General features: G+C 61.6%; 20 protein-coding genes, 2 tRNA genes and 2 pseudogenes. 13 read left to right on the top strand and 11 right to left on the bottom strand.

Annotated features, from left to right (window positions below; translation table 11 throughout):
• Window positions 1–581: pseudogene (locus tag VGP39_RS24620) on the bottom strand (glutamine--fructose-6-phosphate aminotransferase); the annotation flags it as partial.
• 182 nt (window positions 582–763) lie between these two features.
• Between VGP39_RS24620 and VGP39_RS24615 the strand changes: the two are divergent.
• The gene (locus tag VGP39_RS24615) at window positions 764–985 is read left to right on the top strand and encodes a hypothetical protein (RefSeq protein ID WP_327570695.1); all 222 of its coding nucleotides are present in this window, start codon (window positions 764–766) and stop codon (window positions 983–985) included.
• Here the strand turns inward: VGP39_RS24615 and glmU are convergent.
• Window positions 982–2,336 (bottom strand): annotated as a pseudogene (gene glmU, locus VGP39_RS24610) (bifunctional UDP-N-acetylglucosamine diphosphorylase/glucosamine-1-phosphate N-acetyltransferase GlmU). The gene VGP39_RS24615 and the pseudogene glmU sit on opposite strands and share 4 nt — an antisense overlap.
• Window positions 2,337–2,516: 180 nt before the next feature.
• Between glmU and VGP39_RS24605 the strand changes: the two are divergent.
• Together VGP39_RS24605 and VGP39_RS24600 are read left to right on the top strand one after the other, a co-directional pair.
• Window positions 2,517–3,710: a hypothetical protein gene (locus tag VGP39_RS24605; protein ID WP_327570694.1), complete on the top strand. Its 1,194-nt coding sequence runs from the start codon at window positions 2,517–2,519 to the stop codon at window positions 3,708–3,710.
• A 125-nt stretch (window positions 3,711–3,835) separates the two neighbouring features.
• Window positions 3,836–4,216, top strand: coding sequence for a hypothetical protein (locus tag VGP39_RS24600; protein WP_327570693.1), 381 nt, complete (start codon window positions 3,836–3,838; stop codon window positions 4,214–4,216).
• Here the strand turns inward: VGP39_RS24600 and VGP39_RS24595 are convergent.
• Complete coding sequence (locus tag VGP39_RS24595; protein ID WP_327570692.1) at window positions 4,176–5,735, bottom strand: beta-(1-6) glucans synthase; 1,560 nt, start codon at window positions 5,733–5,735, stop codon at window positions 4,176–4,178. The genes VGP39_RS24600 and VGP39_RS24595 overlap by 41 nt on opposite strands.
• Before the next feature lie 312 nt (window positions 5,736–6,047).
• On the opposite strand from VGP39_RS24595, the gene VGP39_RS24590 reads away from it, so the two are divergent.
• From VGP39_RS24590 to VGP39_RS24570, 5 genes are all read left to right on the top strand, one after another.
• Complete coding sequence (locus VGP39_RS24590; protein WP_327570697.1) at window positions 6,048–6,629, top strand: beta-1-3, beta-1-6-glucan biosynthesis protein; 582 nt, start codon at window positions 6,048–6,050, stop codon at window positions 6,627–6,629.
• 195 nt (window positions 6,630–6,824) lie between these two features.
• On the top strand, window positions 6,825–9,524 hold the full coding sequence (locus VGP39_RS24585; RefSeq protein ID WP_327570691.1) for a glycosyltransferase: 2,700 nt from the start codon (window positions 6,825–6,827) through the stop codon (window positions 9,522–9,524).
• Window positions 9,525–9,834: 310 nt separating this feature from the next.
• Window positions 9,835–9,910 (top strand) — tRNA-Lys (locus VGP39_RS24580).
• Between the two features lie 318 nt (window positions 9,911–10,228).
• Window positions 10,229–10,417: a hypothetical protein gene (locus tag VGP39_RS24575; RefSeq protein ID WP_327570690.1), complete on the top strand. Its 189-nt coding sequence runs from the start codon at window positions 10,229–10,231 to the stop codon at window positions 10,415–10,417.
• A 723-nt stretch (window positions 10,418–11,140) separates the two neighbouring features.
• A tRNA-Lys gene (locus tag VGP39_RS24570) sits at window positions 11,141–11,216 on the top strand.
• Window positions 11,217–11,372: 156 nt separating this feature from the next.
• Here the strand turns inward: VGP39_RS24570 and VGP39_RS24565 are convergent.
• The gene (locus tag VGP39_RS24565) at window positions 11,373–11,648 is read right to left on the bottom strand and encodes a hypothetical protein (protein WP_327570689.1); all 276 of its coding nucleotides are present in this window, start codon (window positions 11,646–11,648) and stop codon (window positions 11,373–11,375) included.
• A gap of 476 nt (window positions 11,649–12,124) precedes the next feature.
• On the opposite strand from VGP39_RS24565, the gene VGP39_RS24560 reads away from it, so the two are divergent.
• Both VGP39_RS24560 and VGP39_RS24555 read left to right on the top strand, forming a co-directional pair.
• On the top strand, window positions 12,125–12,313 hold the full coding sequence (locus VGP39_RS24560) for a hypothetical protein (RefSeq protein WP_327570688.1): 189 nt from the start codon (window positions 12,125–12,127) through the stop codon (window positions 12,311–12,313).
• Between the two features lie 215 nt (window positions 12,314–12,528).
• The gene (locus VGP39_RS24555; protein ID WP_327570687.1) at window positions 12,529–12,753 is read left to right on the top strand and encodes a DUF6894 family protein; all 225 of its coding nucleotides are present in this window, start codon (window positions 12,529–12,531) and stop codon (window positions 12,751–12,753) included.
• 54 nt (window positions 12,754–12,807) lie between these two features.
• Here VGP39_RS24555 and VGP39_RS24550 read toward each other — a convergent pair whose 3' ends face one another.
• The 4 genes from VGP39_RS24550 to VGP39_RS24535 all read right to left on the bottom strand — a co-directional run bounded on the left by VGP39_RS24550 (window position 12,808) and on the right by VGP39_RS24535 (window position 16,141).
• Entirely contained in the window at window positions 12,808–12,984 is a 177-nt protein-coding gene (locus VGP39_RS24550; protein WP_327570686.1) for a hypothetical protein, read from the bottom strand.
• A 24-nt stretch (window positions 12,985–13,008) separates the two neighbouring features.
• Window positions 13,009–13,959 (bottom strand): non-homologous end-joining DNA ligase, encoded by a 951-nt coding sequence (gene ligD / locus VGP39_RS24545; protein ID WP_327570685.1) that lies wholly within the window; start codon window positions 13,957–13,959, stop codon window positions 13,009–13,011.
• A 110-nt stretch (window positions 13,960–14,069) separates the two neighbouring features.
• Window positions 14,070–14,594, bottom strand: coding sequence for a BrnA antitoxin family protein (locus tag VGP39_RS24540; protein WP_327570684.1), 525 nt, complete (start codon window positions 14,592–14,594; stop codon window positions 14,070–14,072).
• 233 nt (window positions 14,595–14,827) lie between these two features.
• Window positions 14,828–16,141, bottom strand: a complete 1,314-nt coding sequence (locus VGP39_RS24535; protein ID WP_414644795.1) for a c-type cytochrome — start codon at window positions 16,139–16,141, stop codon at window positions 14,828–14,830.
• 85 nt (window positions 16,142–16,226) lie between these two features.
• Between VGP39_RS24535 and VGP39_RS24530 the strand changes: the two genes are divergently transcribed.
• The 3 genes from VGP39_RS24530 to VGP39_RS24520 are packed head-to-tail and all read left to right on the top strand — an operon-like array spanning window position 16,227 to window position 18,494.
• Window positions 16,227–16,919: an ABC transporter permease gene (locus tag VGP39_RS24530; protein ID WP_327570683.1), complete on the top strand. Its 693-nt coding sequence runs from the start codon at window positions 16,227–16,229 to the stop codon at window positions 16,917–16,919.
• A 1-nt stretch (window position 16,920) separates the two neighbouring features.
• On the top strand, window positions 16,921–17,640 hold the full coding sequence (locus tag VGP39_RS24525) for an ATP-binding cassette domain-containing protein (protein WP_327570682.1): 720 nt from the start codon (window positions 16,921–16,923) through the stop codon (window positions 17,638–17,640).
• A gap of 23 nt (window positions 17,641–17,663) precedes the next feature.
• Entirely contained in the window at window positions 17,664–18,494 is an 831-nt protein-coding gene (locus VGP39_RS24520) for an extracellular solute-binding protein (protein ID WP_327570681.1), read from the top strand.
• A gap of 110 nt (window positions 18,495–18,604) precedes the next feature.
• Here VGP39_RS24520 and VGP39_RS24515 read toward each other — a convergent pair whose 3' ends face one another.
• The 3 genes from VGP39_RS24515 to fdh3B all read right to left on the bottom strand — a co-directional run bounded on the left by VGP39_RS24515 (window position 18,605) and on the right by fdh3B (window position 20,468).
• Window positions 18,605–18,760: a hypothetical protein gene (locus tag VGP39_RS24515; RefSeq protein WP_327570680.1), complete on the bottom strand. Its 156-nt coding sequence runs from the start codon at window positions 18,758–18,760 to the stop codon at window positions 18,605–18,607.
• Window positions 18,761–18,795: 35 nt separating this feature from the next.
• Complete coding sequence (locus VGP39_RS24510) at window positions 18,796–19,806, bottom strand: formate dehydrogenase subunit gamma (RefSeq protein ID WP_327570679.1); 1,011 nt, start codon at window positions 19,804–19,806, stop codon at window positions 18,796–18,798.
• A gap of 65 nt (window positions 19,807–19,871) precedes the next feature.
• Window positions 19,872–20,468, bottom strand: coding sequence for a formate dehydrogenase FDH3 subunit beta (gene fdh3B, locus VGP39_RS24505; RefSeq protein WP_327570678.1), 597 nt, complete (start codon window positions 20,466–20,468; stop codon window positions 19,872–19,874).
• Window positions 20,469–20,565: the final 97 nt, after the last annotated feature.

The raw sequence follows: 20,565 nt of genomic DNA, 5'->3' as shown, positions 1-20,565 counted from the left end.
ATCGCGTCCGAGCCGAGATACATCTCGCCCTCGCCATGGCCGATCGCGAGCGGCGGCCCGTTGCGCGCGCCGATCAGAAGGTTGTCGTCGCCGGCAAAAATGAAGCCTAGCGCGAAAGCGCCACGCAGCCGGGACAGCGTCTTTCTGACGGCATCCACAGGCTTCAAACCCTCGGCGAGATAGCCGTCGACCAGATGCAATACGGTCTCGGTATCGGTTTCGGTCGTGAACGCCGCGCCTTTTTTCTCCAGCTCTTCGCGCAATTCGCGAAAATTCTCGATGATGCCGTTATGCACCACGGCGACACGCGCGGTCGCGTGCGGATGAGCGTTGTTCTCCGTCGGTCTGCCATGGGTGGCCCAGCGCGTATGGCCGATTCCGATGTGGCCCATGAGCGGTTCGATTCTCAGCCGGGCTTCCAGATTTTTGAGCTTGCCTTCGGCGCGGCGGCGTTCCAGACGCGCGCCTTCCAGCGTGGCAACGCCGGATGAATCGTAGCCGCGATACTCAAGGCGCTTGAGCGAATCGACCAGTTCTTCCGCGACCGGACCGCGTCCCAAAATCCCGACAATGCCGCACATGCGGGTCAATAGCTCCAAATCGACGAAAATCACCCGACCGGGCGCAGGCCCCTCTTAACGAGAATCCCTGAAGCCTTGATACTCAATAATTATTGCGGATTACGACAGCGTTAAGCGGCAGGCTTAATTAACCCTTCGTCAATGTTTCTGCTCAACGCTCATGGCCCCCGGAGGCGAAAGCCATGGCGGATACGCGTGAACCGAAGCCCGGTACACGGAGCTTTTTGGCTCCCTCGCAAACTCGGCCCGAGCGGACCAAGCTTGCGCACTGGCCGCCGCCGTTCCGCAGCGGGCAAACCCAACCGAAAATCATCCGGCATGAGGCCGGCGAAAAGCCGAAGCTGGCCCATCCGCGCGGCTGGCGTCTCACCCGCGCGACATTCTCGGAATTTTCCGACGACTAGGTCTTCGGCTGCTTGTCGCGGGTCTTCATCTCGCGGTAGCGCGCCGCCCAGCCGTCGCGCGTCGTCTGTGTGCCGCGCTCGATCGCCAGCGCATCGTCCGGCACGTCGCGGGTGATGACCGACCCCGAACCGATATAGGCGCCGCTGCCGATCTTCACCGGCGCCACCAGCGACGAATTCGAACCGACAAAGGCGCCGGCGCCGATCGTGGTCTTGTGCTTGCCAAAACCGTCATAGTTGCAGGTGATGGTGCCGGCGCCGATGTTGGCGCCCGCGCCGATATGGGTATCGCCGATGTAGGAGAGGTGATTGACCTTGACGCCGGCTTCGAGAACCGCGGCTTTGGTCTCGACGAAATTGCCGATCCGCGCCCCCTCGCCCAGCGACGTTCCCGGCCGCAGCCGCGCGTAAGGACCGACCGAGGCATTCTTGCCGATCGTTGCCTGCACGATGTGGGAGAATGCGTGGATCACGGCGCCATCGGCGATGGTCACGCCGGGGCCGATCACCACGAACGGCTCGATGGTCACGTCGTTGCCGAAGGCCGTATCGGCGGCGAGGTAGACGGTATCCGGCGCGATCATGGTCACGCCGGCATCGAGCGCCGCCCGGCGCAGCCGCGCCTGCATCACCGCTTCGGCTTCGGCGAGCTGGGCCTTGGTGTTGATGCCGCGCACTTCATCCTCGCTGGTTTCGATCACGGCGGCCTGCAATCCGAGGTCTCGAACGATGGCGACCGCGTCGGCAGATAATACTCGCCCTTGCCGTTGGCGTTGCCGATTTTTTCCAGAATTTCCAGCGCGCGATGGCCGTCGAAGGCCATGACGCCGGCGTTGCACAGCGTGACCTTCTGCTCCGCGGGGCTGGCATCGGCCTGTTCGCGGATCGCTACCAGCCGGCCGTCCTCGACCAGCAGCCGGCCATAACCGGTTGGATCAGCGGCGCGAAAGCCAAGCACCGTCAGTGCCGCGCCGTTTTTCAGCGGTTCGCGCATCTGTTGCAAGGTCGCGGCCGAAATCAGCGGTGTGTCGCCGAACACCACCAGCAGATCGTCCGCGCCGCGCTTGATTGCGTCCCTGGCCGCAAGAACCGCGTGCGCCGTGCCGAGCCGCTCGCGCTGCTCGAAGGTCGCGGCGTCCGGTCGCGCGCGCAAGGCTTCCTCCGCGACAGATCGATGATCCGGTCCGACCACGACGGCAAGCGACGCGTTGGCGCCATTGGGGGCGGCCCGAAGCACGTGGGCCAGCAGCGATTGACCGGCCACCGGATGCAGGACTTTCGGCATCGAGGAGCGCATGCGCGTGCCTTCGCCGGCCGCGAGCACGATGGTGAGGCTGGTCCTGCCCGTCATCCCAATCCCTTAAGCTTTGCTGGGCGCACAGACCGCGCCGCCGCCGTCATAAAGCGTTTTCAACCGGAGAGGAAACCGATTCGCCAGCGTAAAAGCGGCCGGCTTCAAGCCTCAACGCCATTTCCTGATAATGTTCGCGGGGTGATTCGCGGGAAGGCCTGGGAGGGCCGCAGACGTCGCATGGCTGGAAAACCCGATCATTCGACCGACGCCTTCGACGCCGACAGTTCCGGCGGCTGGCTGTCGGGTTTTTTGGCTGAGGAGGACGATCTGGATCGGCATGCGCTATGGCGGCTGGGGTCGTGGGGGATCGGCTCGGTCGCCGCGGTGGTTGTCGCGGTGATGGCCAGCCAGTCGTCGATCGGATGGCGGCGCGACCAGATCGCGTCCGCCGATCTGGCCCGGCAGTCCCAGCAGATCCAGGGGGTGGCGAGGGAAAGCCTGGCCGAGGCCCGCCGGCTGGCGTCCGCCATCGACACCCTGAATGGCGACCGCGACCGGCTGTATTCGCGCGTCACCGTGCTCGAGCAGGGTCTGGACAGCGTGACCGGCTCGAGCGCGCGTCAAAATTCCGCCGCGGGTTCGCCGCAAGCCGGCGCATCGCTGTCAAGTGCGCCGGAACCGCAATCGGCTTCATCGGATCCGCCGGTTGCTGCCGCGCCTGCGACCACGCTCGCCGCTCTTACCGACAGACCGCGCGACCTCGCCCCGCGCCAGCCGGAATCAACGCCTGCAAGTTCCGCGGCCGCCACCTTGAACGCGCCGGCGGAGACAAAGGCCAAGGCGCCCGCCGCGACGCCGGCAACACCGCTGATGCCGTCCAGGTCCATGATGGCGCCGCCCGACCCCGCCGCGGCAAAACTGATCGAACCAGACCATCCGCCCGAAGTCATCACCGCAACGCCGATGCCGGAAGCCTTGGCCCCGGCGCCCGATCCGGCTTCATCGAAAGCGCCGTCTGAAATCGCCGTGCGGCGAACCGAATTCGGCGTCGATCTCGGAGCCGCGAATTCGATCGAGGGGCTGCGCGCGCTGTGGCGCGGGCATCTCAAGTCAAGCGCCGCACTGACAACGCTGCGGCCGATCATCGTCGTAAAGGAACTCGATAGCGGGCTTGGCATGCAGTTGCGGCTGGTTGCAGGACCACTGAGCGACGCCGCGGCGGCGGCTAAAATCTGCGCGGCATTGATTGAAAGCAAACGTTCCTGCGAGACCTCCGTGTTCGACGGCCAGCGCCTCGCCGTCCAGAGCGACGATCCTGCGCCTTCAGCGCGGCCGCCTCGCAAGCGGAATGCCGCAAAGCGGGTGAGCAGCGGGGAGCCGCCGCCAAAGCCCAAAAACCCGGCGCTATCATCGGTGTTCGGTACGCGATGAAGGTGGCTGACAGCTTCATAAATTCAGTGAGTTAGATTGATCAGCTCAGACATTGAGCAAGCGCTCTCCCGGTCGAGAATTATGCGCGGCTTGTTCCGCCGCGCGATCCAAACCATACTCGCCGCATGAAAAAAGATCCGTTCCGGCTGACGCCGTATCAGGTGCAATGGGTGCTGATCGTCGGATTCGTCACCGTAGGTTACGCCCTGTATTTGCGTTATCTCGCTGTCGAATTTTCGACCGTCGCATTGGCGTGCGATGCCGGGCTTCAGACCGTGCTCTGCAAGACCAGGCTTCTGGTTACCTATTTGTTTCGCAACTCCGTGTTCGGCATCGTCGCGCTGATCATCGCGATGCTTCACGTGATCCGGCCGTCGATCGTGCTGCTGACCGGCGGCCTGATCGCCGCTGGTTTCGGCATCGTGCTTTACAATGCCGGTCTGTCCGGGATTGCGATCGGCCTGCTTATTTTGGGATTTGCGCGGCCCGCGCCTGCCACAGCGTAACGGCGAGCAGGAAATACAGCGCGCAGGTCCACAGCGATTGCCAGTTGTCCGGTCCCTCGTTGACCACGGTGTAGAGCGCCGCTCCGACCAGCAATCCTGCAAAGGCTGCCTCCGCAATCGGGCGCGTCCCGCTCTGCGGACGGTTGAGAAGCATCAGCGCTGAGAAAGGCACCACCGCCATCGTCAGCGCGGCGAACGGAAAGTCGCGATAGCGCGGATCGAATGCGAAGCCGAGCGCGGTCTCCGCCGCGATCAGCGTGGTCACGATCAACGTCAATCCCAAGGCCATCGTCAGGACTGATCGGGTTCTTGCCTCGCGCGGACCGACAAGCTCAAGAAACGTCGGCAGCGCCCGCCCGGACATCAACGCGTTGGCCGACAGCAGCGGCGCGGCCATGCCCGCGGCCAGCAGCAAGCCCCATTTGAGCCAGCCACCAAACCCGTAGCTTTCATAGAGCATCTTGTCGACGGCCACGCCCAGCAGGGTTCCGCCCGCGGTCGCGGACACCGCCACCGCCACCCACGACAAGAAGCGCGGCGTCCATGGCCGCCGTCTTAGCGTCAGCAGAGCGGCGCCGAACACCAGAATGCTCATCGCCATTCCCGATGCCATCTGCAGCTTCCAGAACGGATAGTTGCTGATGGGCACGCCAGGCGGATATTTCAGCGCCCGCTGCACGGAATCGATCAGGCCCCAGTATCCTCCCACCGTGCCCTCGAGCTGGCGCTTCCAGGGCTGATCATAGGCTTCGATCAGGCTGACGCGAAAATTCTCGTTTTTGGCGAGATCGAGAATCTCGGAAACCACCCGCGCCTGATTGGTGCGTGATGGCAGCGCGGCATCTCGCATCCGTCCGGCGCTCGGCCATCCGGTTTCGCCAACCAGGATCTCCTTGGCCGGAAATGCAACCGCCATCCGCTTGCGAATGGCGTCGACATGCGCCGCCGCGTACTTCGCCCGGATCGGAAAGTCCTCCCAATACGGCAGGATGTGGATGGTGACGAAGTCCACCGCATCGTAAATTTCCCGGTGGCGCAGCCAATATTCCCAGACATCGGCATAGGTCACGGGAACGGCGACTTGTGCCTTGACCGAGCGGATGGTCGCGGCGAGATCGGACGTGGTCATCTCGCCGCGCAGCAGCACCTCGTTGCCGACCACGAGCGAGGTGATCACGCCGGGATATTCCTTGGCCAAGGCAACGGCCGTCGAAATCTGGGCGAGGTTCTTGAGCCGGTTGCTTCCGAGCCAGATGCCCTGGATGACCTTGAGGCCGACCTTGGCGGCAATCTCCGGAACCCGGTCGAGACCGTTCTCGATCGAATACGTCCTGACGCAGTTGGATATTTTGGCGAGCTGCTCCAGGTCCTGCACAATCTGCTCGGGAGGAATTTGCGTGGTCAGCAGCAGCGGCGTCTGGGCATCGCGGAACGGCGCGTAGGAAACGCACAGCAGTTTGGCTGCGGGATCGATCGGCGCCCGCGCCAGCGTCGCCGGTGCGGCCAGCCACCACCACACTGCGGCAATCGTGCTCAGGGATACGAGGAGAAGCGCCAGCGGCGTACGAAGGGAAATCGGTCCGTCCTCTTAAGAAGGCCCGTCGATTACCCGGTCAGCGGCCGTCTGCCAAGGGCGGCATTCAGGCAACCGCGACCTTCTCTGACCAGGCGTGCTTTACCACAAAGCGATAAAGTTGCGGCTTTACTGGACAAAATCCAAATTGTCCGCCATGGGATTCGAATGTGTCTCCGCCGCAATGGGGACCCATTTGAACGGCATCAACGGCCGTGCCAGAGTGTGCCGCAGGCAGGCAGCAAAATCGGGGACTTTATGCGTCAGTGGGTGTTCGAGTTTCAGAATGCGGTCTTGCGTCGCGTTGCCGCATCCGGATTCGCACTGCTGATCGGTCTGGGGAGCGCCTTCGCCCAAAGTGGCGATCTCCGCACCCAGGATCAGTCCGGCAAGCCTGCAGCGACAAACCCGGCAACTCCCGCCGATGCCGCCAAGGACAGCCAGCGCAAGACCGACGAATTCGTCGAGGCGTCACAGGCCATCAATGGCCCGGCCGGAAACCCGGAATGTGTCTGGCTCGGCCGCCGCGTGGTGGTTTTGATGTGGCGCGACGACCTCGACACCGCATTCCGCCATCTCGACCTTTACGACCGCTTTGGCTGCCCCGGCGGCCACGTTCAGGCGACGTTCAGGTGTCTCGTGCGCTTTGGCGCCATCGACCCCAAAGCACCGGAAAGCCTGAGCGGACGTGTTCATGCCTGCTGGATCAACCCCGGCGCCCAGCCTCAGGCTGCGGTTGCCGCACAGCCGGCCTCCCCCGCTGGTGGCGCCGCGGCGCCGTCCACCGCCGGTGCTGCCACGGCGGCTCCTGCGGCCGCGCCGGCCGCGCCCGCCAAATAGTCGCGAAGCGCCCTGGAGCGATCCGAAATTCTTCCGATTTCAAAACTCGCGCCTTGAAAACGTCACGGCGTCATATGAGTTGTTAAATCGAGTTGTTAAATCACCTGGCAGAGTTATGTTGATCTGCCAGCGTATTGGTCGGGCCTCGGGGACAGGTCCGCTGCCGCCTTGCTCGCCCCATATGGTCTAGTCGCGATGCGCGCCGTCGTCGCCGTCCTGTTGTTTGTCACCGCCGCCCATGCTGCGCTCTGGGGTGGTTTGCGGGACAAGCAACAGGCTCCGGATTTCAGGGGCATCCTGCCCAGCGTATCCTATTCGCCGTTCGACGGAACCGGGCATCCCGACGTCGACAACTTTCCCAACGCCGACAAGATCCGCGCCGACACGAAAAAGCTGGCGCCGCTGACCCGTGCGATCCGGCTTTATTCGTCGACCGGCGGGGTCGAAATGGTGCCTCCGATTGCCAATGAGGTCGGCCTGAAGGTCACCGTCGGCGCCTGGATCGACAAGAACGTCGATCGCAACGAGCGCGAGATGCTGTCGGCGATCGAGCTCGCCAAGCGCAACAGCAACGTCAATGGCATCGTGGTCGGCAACGAGACGATCTACCGCGGCGAACAGAAGATCGAAGACCTGATCAAGCTCATCCAGCGCGTCAAAGGTTCGGTCAATGTCCCTGTAACCACGGGTGAAATCTGGAATATTTGGATCGAGCATCCGGAACTGGCGTCGTCGGTGGACTTCATCGCCGCGCACATCCTGCCTTATTGGGAAGGCTTTTCCGAGAAGCAGGCTGTGGATCAGGCGCTGATCATCTATCAGAAGCTGCGCGACGCTTTTCCGGGCAAGCGCATCGTGATCGCCGAATTCGGCTGGCCCAGCGCCGGCTACAATTTGAAGAGCGGCACGCCCGGGCCGTTCGAGCAGGCGGTAACGCTGCGAACCTTCGTCAGCCGCGCCGAGGCCATCGGCATGGAATACAACATCGTGGAGGCGATCGACCAGCCGTGGAAATTCTTCGAGGGTGGCGTCGGCCCCTATTGGGGCTTCCTGAATGCCGCGCGCGAACCCAAATTCGCGTGGACCGGGCCGGTTGAAGACCCTGCCTACTGGAAGCTGATGGGAATTGCGCTTTTGGTCGGCGTGCTGATGTCATTGCCGATCTTCCGGCTGGTGCAGCCCACGGTGATGCAGGCCTTCGTGCTGTCGGCGGCCGCCAATGGCGTCGGCGCCTGGGTTGCCACCGTGTTCGCCTACTGGACCGGGCATTATTTTGTGTTCGGTTCCGCCTTCGCGTTGATCCTCGGCTTGATCCTGCTGGTGCCGCTGGTGCTGATCGCCATGGCGCGGATTGAAGAGATCGCCGCCATCGCCTTCGGCCGCAACCCGCGCCGGCTGCTGGTCAAAGGATTGCCCGCCGGGCCATTAGCTCCGGCTTTGGAGGATCAAGTTTTCCCCAAGGTGTCGATCCATGTCCCGGCCTATTTCGAGCCGCCGGACATGCTCAAGCAGACGCTGGATGCCGTCTCCCGGCTGGATTATCCGAATTTCGAATGCGTTGTCATCATCAACAACACGCCCGACCCTGAATTCTGGCAGCCGATCCAGGATCACTGCCGGGCGCTCGGCGAGCGGTTCAAGTTCATCAATGCCGAGAAGGTCGAAGGTTTCAAGGCCGGCGCGCTGCGGATCGCGATGGAGCGCACCGCGGCCGATGCGGAGATCATCGGCATCATCGACGCCGACTATGTGGTGCAGCCGGATTGGCTGAAGGATCTGGTGCCGGCATTCGCCGATCCCCGCGTCGGCCTCGTGCAGGCGCCGCAGGACCATCGCGACGGTGACCGCTCGCTGATGCATTACATCATGAACGGCGAGTATGCCGGGTTCTTCGACATCGGCATGGTCCAGCGCAACGAATTCAACTCGATCATCGTTCACGGCACCATGTGCCTGATCCGGCGCGCGGCGATGGACATGGCCGGCGGCTGGGCCGGCGACACCATCTGCGAGGATACCGACCTTGGGCTGGCGATCATCGAGCACGGCTGGCTGACGCATTACACCAACAACCGCTACGGCTATGGCCTGCTGCCCGACACCTACGAGGCGTTCAAGAAGCAGCGGCACCGCTGGGCCTATGGCGGCTTCCAGATCGTCAAAAAACACTGGCGGCGTTTTCTGCCCGGCGGCAGCCGGCTGTCGCCCGACCAGAAGCGCGAATTTGCCCTGGGCTGGCTCAACTGGCTCGGCGCCGAAAGCCTCGGCGTGCTCGTCGCCATCCTGAACCTGATCTGGGTGCCGATCGTCGCCTTCGCCGACATCGCCATTCCCGACAAGATCCTGACGCTGCCGATCATCGCCGCGTTCCTGGTGTCGCTGATCCATTTCGTGGCGCTGTACCAACTGCGCGTACCCGTCAAGACCGGCCAGATGCTGGGCGCGATGATCACCGCCATGTCGGTGCAGTGGACGGTGTCGCGCGCGGTGGCGCAGGGGTTGATCACCGAACATCTGGCGTTTGCGCGCACGTCCAAGGGCGGCTTCTCGATCATGTCGGTCGAATTCCAGGCGTTCTGGGAAGCGGTGATCGGCGTGCTGCTGCTGATCGGCGCCGCGGTCCTGGTCGTCACCAACAATTACAAGGAGGTCCGCGAGATCTATGTATTCGCGGCGGTGCTGGTGCTGGAAAGCCTGCCGTTCCTGTCGGCGGTCGCGATCGCCATCCTGGAAAACTCGCGGATCAACGCGTTTGCGTTCTGGCGCAACACCGGGGTTCGAACCGCCGAATTGATCGGGCTGCGCCCGGTGGCGATGCAGGCCCTGCCCGGCCCGATCAACGCGCCGCAGCCGGTGGCCTCGGAAGTGCGGCAAGAGCTCAGCGGCAGCGTATAAGCCGATGTTTTGGGGCGCTGCTGTTAGCCGTCATTGCCGGGCTTGACCCGGCAATCCATCATCTTCGCAAGAGTCATTCGAAGTGTGATGGATACGCGGGTCAAGCCCGCGTATGACGAGATGTGTGCATCTGGTAATCTCCCCTGCGGGAGAGGTGGGCCGAGCATAGTGGCGATTCGGCTTCAAAGCATCATGCTCAGGGGGCTAACGACTTGTCCCGTCTGTTAAATTTGCGCCGTGCGTGGGCATGATCTTCGGTCTTTCCCGCTATTGACCCGCACCGGCCCTCCCCCTACACAGCGCGGCGAGTGAGCGCGTAGCTCAGGTGGTAGAGCACGTGACTTTTAATCATGGGGTCGAGGGTTCGAGTCCCTCCGCGCTCACCAATGAAATCAGGTATAACTTGAATTTTCGCCAGTCGGGCAAAAGTGCTCATGTGGGCACTGTGTTGGCAAAACGATTGCCGTGCGCCGTGTGGGCTATTGGTCCGGATTTGCGGTTTTCAAATGCCGCGCATGCGCCGTTTTTGCCGAACAAAAAACCAACATGTTGGCCTTTAGAAGGCCGCTAGTGCGGGTCCCAGCCCCCGCACCATCGTAGCCGCCCGATTGCGCCAGAAGCAACGCAGCGGCTAGCTAGGTGAGATGGGACTAGCCTGCATTTCGTGGTTGAATGGACTTCCGAATAAACCAATGGGAGCGGAAATGCTGAAATTTTTTGCCGTTGCAGCTGTCGTGGCGCTGCCCTTTTTGCTGAACGCTGGCGAGGCCCGTGCCAATATGGGTGGATATGCAACCTGTCCCGTAAATACCTGCGCAAATAACGGGGGCGATAAAACGACGAATGTCAAAGCCTGCAAGGCGTCGAATTGCCGCAAAGGCAAGCCCAAGTAAGTTTTGAACTCAAAACAGCCCGTAGGGCGCAATAAGCGGCGCGGAGCGGCGCGCATTGCGCCGCAAAACTAACCGCGGCGCAATGCGCTTCGCTTATTGCGCCCTACGGACTACGGACCTTTTTGTAGCGGGCCGCGCCGCCTCGGCTGCAATCAAGCCCTCAAGCCATTCGGCCATGGACCGGGCATCCTTCTGCGCAAGGCGCTCGGCCATAGCTTTGACAGATGGTTTCACGCGGATGCGGATCGAGACTCTGCGCTCGTTCGGCTCGCCGCGCCGCTTATCGGTTTTTGCGAGTGTCATAGTAGGGACTCACTGCGGCTTTCTAGGGCTAACCCGGCGGGACAGCCGCAGCAGCCGGGGGCTAGAAACTTGCCAGTGAGACAAGCCGGACGCTTTTAAGCCTTTCGGCTCTGGACAGCACGTCGGCCCCCGGCCATTTGGCAGGGTTCGGAGCCGCGCCGCCAAGCGCGTCCGTCGAAACCGATGTGTTATCGGCACCGGTTTCTTGCAGCCGCTACAGCTCGACGCCAATCGAGCGGTTTCCTGACCAGGGAATATGCGGCGGTCACTGGTCCGGGTTTCTAGGCCCACAGACAGCATCATCTGATTAGGTGAAAAGTTCACTCCCGGCCGTCCTTCACGGCAGCCCTGAATTGGGACGTACGGCCTGAAGATACCCTTCAGTTGGACCGGAACATTGCTCAGGCCAGCGCGGCGAGTGAGCGCGTAGCTCAGGTGGTAGAGCACGTGACTTTTAATCATGGGGTCGAGGGTTCGAGTTCCTCCGCGCTCACCACTCTCCCAAGGCTTTCTTTGATTTCGCGATGGGAGAGGATCGATTTTGACAATGCTGTTGGCAATGTTGAGCGATGACGGCGACGGCGCGGTCGATGTATTGAATCGGTTGATGAGAGGCCACCAACTGGGGCGGCCTCTCACATGACGGATCATATTATTTCTTCATCGTGCCGCCGGGCGTCGTCGCATCGCCCTTCTTTTCTGCCGATCCAGCGGTCGATGCACCTTGGGTGCTCGAGTCTTTTGCGGAGGGCATGGAAGTTCCGGTCGCGCCAGTTCCCATACCGTCCTTCTTCATACCGTCTTTCGACATGTCGTTGGTCTTCATGGTGTCTTGAGCGGCAGGACCGGTGGTTTGGGCCGACGCGCCAACGGTGGTGAAGGCGGACAAGGCGGCAACGCAAGTGGCAACAAGAATAGCTTTCTTCATCTTAGGCTCCTGATGGGTTGATATCCTAAGATGAATGAGCGGTGCGCTTGAACGTTCCGAAATATATGCTCGGAACGCGGCATATTATTTTGAAACTAATTCCGGGATGACCCCACAGCTTATGAGCTTTCGCTCTGACGCAGTGGCCGTGCATTCTCCAACCTCGACGGCGCTTATCCGAACGTCGGCCTTCAATGGACATCGCTAGTTTAAGCCATTCCCCGGCAACCGCAGCCATGCTTCCTTATCAAGCGGGTTGTGCGCACGGCTTGCCTGCTCAGCGCGGCTTTGGTGAAAAAGTCCACTCCCGGCCGTGCTTCACGGCAGCCCTGAATTGGGACGTACGGCCTGAAGATACCCTTCCGTTCGACCGGAACATTGCTCAGGCTAGCGACTTGGAAATTCGTGATCGGTTGCGGCTGGCACAACCAACGCAGATGCCATGATCAGCGGTTCTATTATGGAGGAAGACCCAAATGAACGTCGAACGCAAATCATCAAAAAAGGGGGAACGAGCGGCTGTGGGCCTGCGCGAAGCCGCTGCCAAAGACGAAGCGAAAAACGAGAGCAAAATGGGGCACGACCTCGCCAAGGGCGCTGACCGGTTCGACGAACGCTCTAAAAGCTCCGACGGAAAGAGCGCAGTGGAGAAACAAAAAGGCTGAGTGCCTGCGGCCCGTTGCATTTAAATTGAGGATGCGAAACGCCGGAGCCGGACCCGTCAAGGGAAAACGAGACATTGGGGACCTCGGAAACTGAAACAGGACGGGAGAACGATATTTCGGCTCCTGCGAATGCGGGAACCGCCCGCGTTAGCTGGAACATGAGCAGTTGGCGGCGGTTGAAACCGGGATAGGACTGGCGAAACTGGCGAGCGAAAATGCCCCGATTTTATTTTGACCTTACCAATGGACACCGTGTTCCCGACAAGGCCGGCCTGGATTGCGACGATGCCCCGGCTGCCAAAAAAATGGCGGACAGGATCGCAACCGATATCGGCCGCGAAGCCGCCACCGTGCCGAAAAAGCACCTCACCGTAGTCAATGAGGAGGGCGAGGATATTTATAGAGCGAGGATTCCCGAGGAGTACGGGGAGGAAAAATGATCCGCCGCGGAGGCCGGCTCAAGCCGTTCCGCGTGGGACGATCAGCTTGCGATATCAAAATCCCTTTTTGCGACTCTTGTCGAACGACACTTTGCGGTAGGGCCAACGGGGCGGCTTTCTTGGCCGTTTTACGATCGGCACGCGTTCGGCGCTGCCGTCATCGTAAGTTTTGACGATGAAGCGCTCGTCGCCCTCCTGAACGATCTCGATTGCAACGGGTTCTTTCGGCATCAAACTCCTCTTCGTACAAGAAATCTATCGGCTGTGCGGTGTTTCGTGCTCAAGTACGACATCTTTAGCCCGCTTGTCCGTTCGAAGACCAAGATAAACCGGATGCCGCATCTCACCCTTGCTGGTCCATTCGGTGAATTTCACCTCTGCGACTAAGGATGGTCTAACCCAGGTGGTCACGGCCTCGTCCTTGACCTTCGAGCGAAACGGAGACTTCGAAGCCTTCAATTTGATGAGCTTGGCGTGGAGTTCTTCGAGGGCCTGATAGCTAAAGCCGGTGCCGACATGGCCGATGTAACGCCAGCCATTGCCTTCCCGAAGCGCGAGAGCCAGCGCTCCGAAAAACGGCCGCGTTCGCCTAGGGGCCGTAAATCCGACAATGACGACTTCCTGACGTTTTGATGTTTTGATCTTGAGCCAGTTGTCGGTGCGTGCTCCGGACTGGTATATGCTGTCGCCACGCTTGGCCATAATGCCTTCAAGGCCTCTGCGCTCCACTTCCTTGAAGAACTTCGTGCCATGCGTTTTGCGGTGAGCGCTGAAGACAATCAGCTTGTGGCGGGGCAAAATGGCCTTGAGCTGGGTCTTACGCTGCAGCAGCGGTAAGCCTCGCAAATCTTGCCCATCCTTGAACATGAGATCGAATGCGCAGTACCGCAAAGTGGCTTGGTGACGCAACGCGTTCTGCAATAGCTGGAAATGTGAGGTGCCATCTTTGTCAAGTGCCACAAGCTCTCCGTCGATCACCGCATCGCCCTTCGTTCCCTCAAGCGCTTTTGCGACTTCGACGTAGCTGTGGCTGATGATCTTGCCGTTCCGGCTGTACAGCGTGACCTTTCCGCCTTCGATTTTTGCGATCATGCGGAAGCCATCATATTTGTCCTCGAATACCCACCCGACATCATCGAACGGAGCGTCTGTGAGGGTGGCTAGCATCGGCTGGAGCCGTCTTGGCAATGTTGTCGTCCGGCTCACAGTTTCGGATTCCTTTTTGTCACTGCGGGAGGTGACTAATATCTGTTGGCCCACCGCGCCGCGAGAAGGGCTGACCTGCTGGGGGCAGGCGGGAATGTCCGGACAGCAGTCTAGCCACCGCGACGGCTTTCCTTTGCCTTGCGTCTTCCAAGAGCGATCTTCCCGTTCTTCAATCGGGAGCGCAGCAGGTCGTTGATGGCGGTTTGCCAGCCTTTGCCGCTGGCGCGTAATGCAGAGACGACTTCAGCATCGAGCCGGATTTTTACTCCCTCTTTCGGGAATGCCAGTTTGGGCCGGCCGCGGCCGTTCTTGAACTGGGCCAGCATGGCTTCCGGCATCTCGGACGCCGGACGCAAAATCCTCGGCGGTCCATTCGGGGTTTTCGATTTCGCCCAGCCCGGCTGCTCGCTCGGCGCATGCTTCAGGTCATCGCAACGCCTCAACTCTGCATCCGGGCCCACAGAAACAGGGCGTAGCACGCAAGCAGCGCGACCAACGGTGTCACATACCACGCATACGCCATGCAGCGCCCTTGCCAGCAAATGTATGCCCAATGCCGCCAGAATCCAAATGAGGCTAACTACCGCAGCTGCAACGCCTTTATTCGGTCCCGGCAAATCGTAGGAGAACACCACCAGCGCGCCAGAACGCCGGTAATGAAAACCGCTGCTGCCACCGTATTCATCAGGGTCGCCGTCAGTTTCGTTCTCTCGTTGTGGATCAGACTCACTTGCCGGTCCTTGAGCGACTGCTTTCAGAAGGTAGATTTGGTAACATCAGCTCTGGCAGGAGCAGCTTCCAGGACTACTGCTGGTCGACCAGAACGCTAGCCAAGCAAGCTAAACGAACCGCGCCCGACCCATCAACTCTACCGCCGCGTCGCGCGCTCGAGGAACTTCACCAGCGCCGCGCGGTCCTGTTCCGAACCGATGCGCTGCTCGGGCATCTTGGTGCCGGGCGTGTAAAGCCCGGGTCCAACCTCGAACAATTTCGACACCGTCTCGGGCGTCCAGACGATGTCGAGGCGTTTCAGGGCGTCGGAGAAATTGTAGCCCGGCAAGGTCGCAATGCGGCGGCCGAACAGGTTGGCCAGGGTCGGGCCTGCCCTGCCCGCCTGCTCAGGCCTAAGGGTATGGCAGGCGACACAGGCACGAAATACATCCGCGCCATGGTCGCCGGCATAGGCGGCCAGCGGGTCGCCCTGCTTTTCCAGAAGCAGCGGATCGACCGGCTCTCCCGTCACCGCATTCCAGCGGCGGATGATGTTGTCGGCGCCGCCGGTGAGCAGGGTGCGGCTGTCAGGCAGAAACGCCACCGACCAGACCGGCAGACCGGGGCCGACCAGTGTACGTGCAAGATCGCGCGTCCTGCGATCGATCACCGCGACCGTGCCGCCAATGCCGGCCGCAGCGACCAGCGCGCCATCAGGCGACGTCGCAATCGAGATCACCGGTCTTGGCCCGGCTGCGATTTCGCCGGCGCGCGCCCCGTCACCGCTGAGGAAATACAGCCTGCCGTCGGCGCCTCCGGCCGCGATTTCGCCGTTGCCGCCGATGGCCACGGCGTTGAGCGGAACCGGCATCGCTACGACGACCGGCGAGGCCGAGCCTGCGAGCGGCCAGATGCGAAGGCTTTGATCGTAGCTGACGCTGACCAGGGTACGGCCATCCGGAGCGAACGCCACGCCGTTGACGTTTTGCGTGTGCCCCTCGAGCACACGCGGCGCGCCGCCCGCCAGCGGCCACAGCCGCACAGTCTGATCCCACGACGCCGACGCCAGTGCCGTTCCATCGGGCGAGACTGCGAGGGCCGCGATCGGCGCGGTATGTCCCTCCAGCACGGCATCGGGCTGTGCGTTGCCCGCGGTCCAGATCGCAATGCGCCCGTCGGCACCGGCGGTCGCCGCGCGGCCATCCTTGAACAGGACGACCGCGTTGACGGCATCGTCATGGAAACGCAGCACCTGCTCGGCGGCATTATGCGTCAGCGACCAGCGGATTGCAGTTGAATCAAAGCTTCCCGAGATTGCGGTTTGCCCGTCGGACGAAATTGCCAGTGCCCGCACCGGCCCGCCATGGCCCCGCAACTGTGCGAAGGCCGGCGTCATCGCCAGCGCGGAAAGCGCCAGCAGCGCGGCACAGATCCGAAATGCAGCGCGTGTTTGTTTGCCAGGACGGAGCATCAGCAATCCCATGGGTAGTTTATCCGGTCAATTACAGTTTGATAGAAGTCCGGAAAGATGCAAAGGATTTACCGGAGATCAACCCATGCCCGAGACTGCTTCCGCGCTGGATCTCATCCTCGGCGGCGATCCGACGCTGTATTCCATTGTCCGCCTGTCGCTGTTCATCAGCCTGTCCGCCGTCGCCATCGGGGCCGCTATCGGCATGCCGCTCGGCGCCCTGCTGGCGCTGGTGGATTTTCCCGGCCGCAGTTTCCTCGTCGTCGTCGTCAACGCCTTCATGGGCCTGCCTCCCGTCGTGGTCGGACTCGCCGTTTTCCTGCTGCTGTCGCGTTCGGGCCCGCTCGGCTTCCTCGGTATCCTGTTTACGCCGAAGGCGATGATCCTGGCGCAGGCTTTTCTCGTCCTGCCCATCATCGCCGCGCTGACGCGGCAGGCCGTCGACGATCTGTGGACAGAATACCGCGACGAACTCACCGCGATGCGCGTCGGGCCGTTCCGACGGGTCACCACGCTGCTGTGGGACGCCCGCTTCACCCTGGTGACCACGCTTCTGGCAGGATTCGGCCGCGCCGCGGCGGAGGTCGGGACTTTGATGATCGTGGGGGGAAACATCAATGGGTTCACCCGGACCATGACGACCGCAATCGCCCTTGAGACATCGAAAGGTGATCTTCGCCTTGCCATGGGCCTCGGGTGCGTCTTGATCGGCATCATCATCCTCATCAACGCAATGGCCTGGAGCATCCGGCGCGTCGGGGAAATCCGTGCAGGTTGATATGACACGCCCCATCGCCAGTGACCTGCCGATCGTTCTTCACAACGTCAGCGTCAGTACCGGTCACGTCACGATCCTCGACCACGCCTCGATTGGCTTCAGCTCGGGTGCGCCAACTGTCCTGATTGGCCCGAATGGATCGGGCAAGAGTACGTTGATCCGCATTGCGATGGGCCTCATCGCGCCAACCGCCGGCCGGGTCACCTGGGGAGGACTTGCAGAGACGAACGGCAGACGGCTTGCAATGGTTTTCCAGCGGCCGGTCATGCTCCGCCGAACCGTCGCGGCCAATGTCGCCTATGCGCTTGCCTCGGGGGGGCGAGTGGTCCGGCCGGTCGGCATTCGCGAGCTGCTTCAGAGAGTTGGCCTTGCGAGCCTGGCGGATCGTCCCGCACGCCGCTTGTCCGGCGGCGAGCAGCAACGCCTTGCGCTCGCGCGCGCGCTTGCTCGAGAGCCCGAGGTGCTGTTCCTCGACGAGCCAACCGCGAACCTCGATCCGGCTTCGACCAGGGCTGTTGAAGACATCGTGGGTGCGGTAGCCTCATCGGGCGTCAAGATCGTCATGGCAACCCACGACCTCGGTCAAGCGCGGCGACTCGCCGGCGACGTCGTCTTCCTCGCCCGCGGCCGCGTGGTTGAGCACACTCCAGCGGATCGCTTCTTCACAGGATCGATGACGCCGGAGGCCACCGCATTTCTGCGCGGCGACCTTGTTATCTGATCAATCTACGAGGCAGATAGACCATGATGAATCGACGTCTCGTTCTCACCGTCGCAGCTTTCTTGATCGCAGGGCCAGCGATCGCCCAAGACAAATCGATCGTCGTTGCATCGACGACCTCGACACAGGACTCGGGCATTTTCGGCCACATCCTGCCTCTATTCGAAGCCAAAACCGGCATCAAGGTGAAGGTCATCGCGCAAGGCACGGGTCAGGCGCTCGACACCGGGCGGCGCGGCGATGCCGACGTCGTTTTCGTCCATGCCAGAGCAGCGGAGGAGAAATTCCTTGCTGACGGATTCGGCGTGAAGCGCTTCCCCGTCATGTACAACGACTTCATCATGGTCGGCCCGAAAAGCGATCCTGCGGGCGTTGCAGGCACCAAGGATATCGTGGCCGCACTCCAGACGCTTAAAGCCAAGCAAATACCATTCGTCTCGCGCGGCGACCGCTCTGGAACCCATCAAGCCGAACTCGCATTGTGGAAGACCGCGGGCATCGACATCGCCAATGAGAGTGCGAAAGGTCCGTGGTACCGTGAAATCGGCCAGGGCATGGGGGCCACTCTCAACACCGCAGGCGCCATGGGCGCCTACACGATCTCCGATCGCGGGACGTGGATTTCATTCAAGAACAAGGGCGACTTCATCGTTGCGGTCGAAGGAGACAAGCGGCTGTTCAACCAATATGGCGTGATGCTGGTTAACCCGCAAAAGCACTCGCACGTAAAGCACGGACCCGGACAGCAATTCATCGACTGGCTGATCTCCGCAGACGGTCAAAGCGCTGTTGCCGACTACAAGATCAACGGACAGCAATTGTTCTATCCGAACGCCCGTGATCCGAACGCGTGATCAGGAGCTGGCAGTTAGATTGACGCAGCTCCCTTTCACCTCTCCCCTGCGGGGAGAGGTGAAAGGGAGCCCGCGTCAACCTAAATTCATCACGCGATAACTTGCCGCAATCAGACCGGCCCCGTCAGATTGTGGCCGGGATCGCCGACCCTTGCGCCGCTGGTGGTGAATGCGACCGAACTCGGCTGCTGTACGGTGTTGAGCAGCATGGAAACAGCGACCGCCGCGATCACCGCAAACAACAAGGCTGCAATAAAGCTTTTCATAGCGCTTCCCCCGAATTCAAACATTTCCGTCCGAATTATTCGGCCGGCATCGCTCGCGGCGCGCTTCCCGAGGCTACATGGCCCTTAGCCTTTTCTTCCTCGGCCCAGAGCGAGTGATGCTCCTTGGCCCAGTTCAAATCCACTTCGCCCGTTCCCATCGCATCGAACGCGCCTTCCATCCCGATAGTGCCGATATAGATGTGGCCCAAGATCGCCGCGATGAACAGCATGGCGATCACTGCATGGATGATGGTCCAGAACTGCAGCGCGGTGACGTTGGCGGGAAGATAAGGGAATAGCAGGAACCATCCCGACACCGACATCAGCGCGCCAAAGATCACGACGATCCAGAACATGCCCTTCTGGCCGGTATTGAATCGCGTCGCCGGCGGATGCTTGCCGTTGCGCAGCAGTCCGCCGCCCTCTTTGATCCAGGTCCAGTCGAGCCTGTTCGGGAAGTTGTCCTTGATCCAGACCAGGAACATCACCGCCACGCCGAACATGAACGGGAACGCGAGATAGTTGTGCGCGATCTTGCCCCACGCCGTCATCGTCGAGAACGCATCGGCGCCGAACAACGGCAGGATCAGCGTGCGTCCAAAGCTGATATTGAGGCCGGACAGCGCGAGAATGATGAAGCACGACGCGGTCAGCCAATGAATGAAACGCTCGTAGCTTGCGAAGCGAAGAAGCTTTATGCCGGAAAACCCGTGCTCGACGCGGATACGGCCGCGCACCGCCAAAAAGATCGCAAGCAACGCCAGCGTGCCGAGGATGACGACGCCGCCGATGATCGGCAGCTTGTGGCGCTGGAAATCGCGCCAGTCGCGGCCCGCGGGCTGGATCAGGCTGGAGGCCATCACATCCGGAATTGTGATCCGCCCGGTGATCTTGTCACCCTCTTTCAGCGCATTCAGCAGCTTGTCTTCCTGCACCGCTTCGGCGGTCGGCTTGAAGGAAAGCTGCGCGGCGGCGGGATGCGCGAACGCGAACAGTAGCACGATGGCGGCGCTTAACGCCCTGAGGTTTGAAAGCGAGCTTGGCATGGGCCGACGACCTTCCCGTTCCTGGTTACGTGAGCGCCGCCGCGCCGGGCGCGGCGGCCAATGCATCAGCCGGTGGGCGAATCGCTATACGCCGTTTTCCAGCCCCACATGCCCGAGCCGTAACCGCGCTTCATGACGCGCTCTTTGTAGATCTCGGCGATGATCGCGCCATCGCCCGCGAGCAGCGATTTGGTCGAGCACATCTCGGCGCAGATCGGCAGCTTGCCCTCGGCAAGGCGGTTGGCGCCGTATTTGGCGTATTCGGCCGGCGTGGAGTCCGCCTCCGGCCCGCCTGCGCAATAGGTGCACTTGTCCATCTTGCCGCGCGAGCCGAAATTTCCGACCTTGGGATATTGCGGCGCGCCGAACGGGCAGGCGTAGAAGCAGTAGCCGCAGCCGATGCAGAGGTCCTTGGAGTGCAGCACCACGCCGTCGACGGTGGTGTAGAAGCACGATACCGGGCACACTGCCGCGCATGGCGCGTCGGTGCAGTGCATGCAAGCCATCGACACCGAGCGTTCGCCGGGCTTGCCGTCATTGATGGTGACGACGCGGCGGCGATTGATGCCCCACGGCACTTCATGTTCGTTCTTGCATGCGGTCACGCAGGCATTGCATTCGATGCAACGGTCGGCATCACAAAGAAATTTGACGCGAGCCATGATCTATTCTCCCCTCACGCCGCTTGAATCTGGCACAGGGTCGCCTTGCCCTCGTGCATGCCGGTGACCGGATCGTAGCCGTAGGACGTCAGCGTAT

The sequence above is a fragment of the Bradyrhizobium sp. genome (assembly GCF_036009065.1).
GTDB lineage: Bacteria > Pseudomonadota > Alphaproteobacteria > Rhizobiales > Xanthobacteraceae > Bradyrhizobium.
Note: the sequence above shows the minus strand (reverse complement) of the source record. Positions and strands in the feature narration are given on the sequence as shown.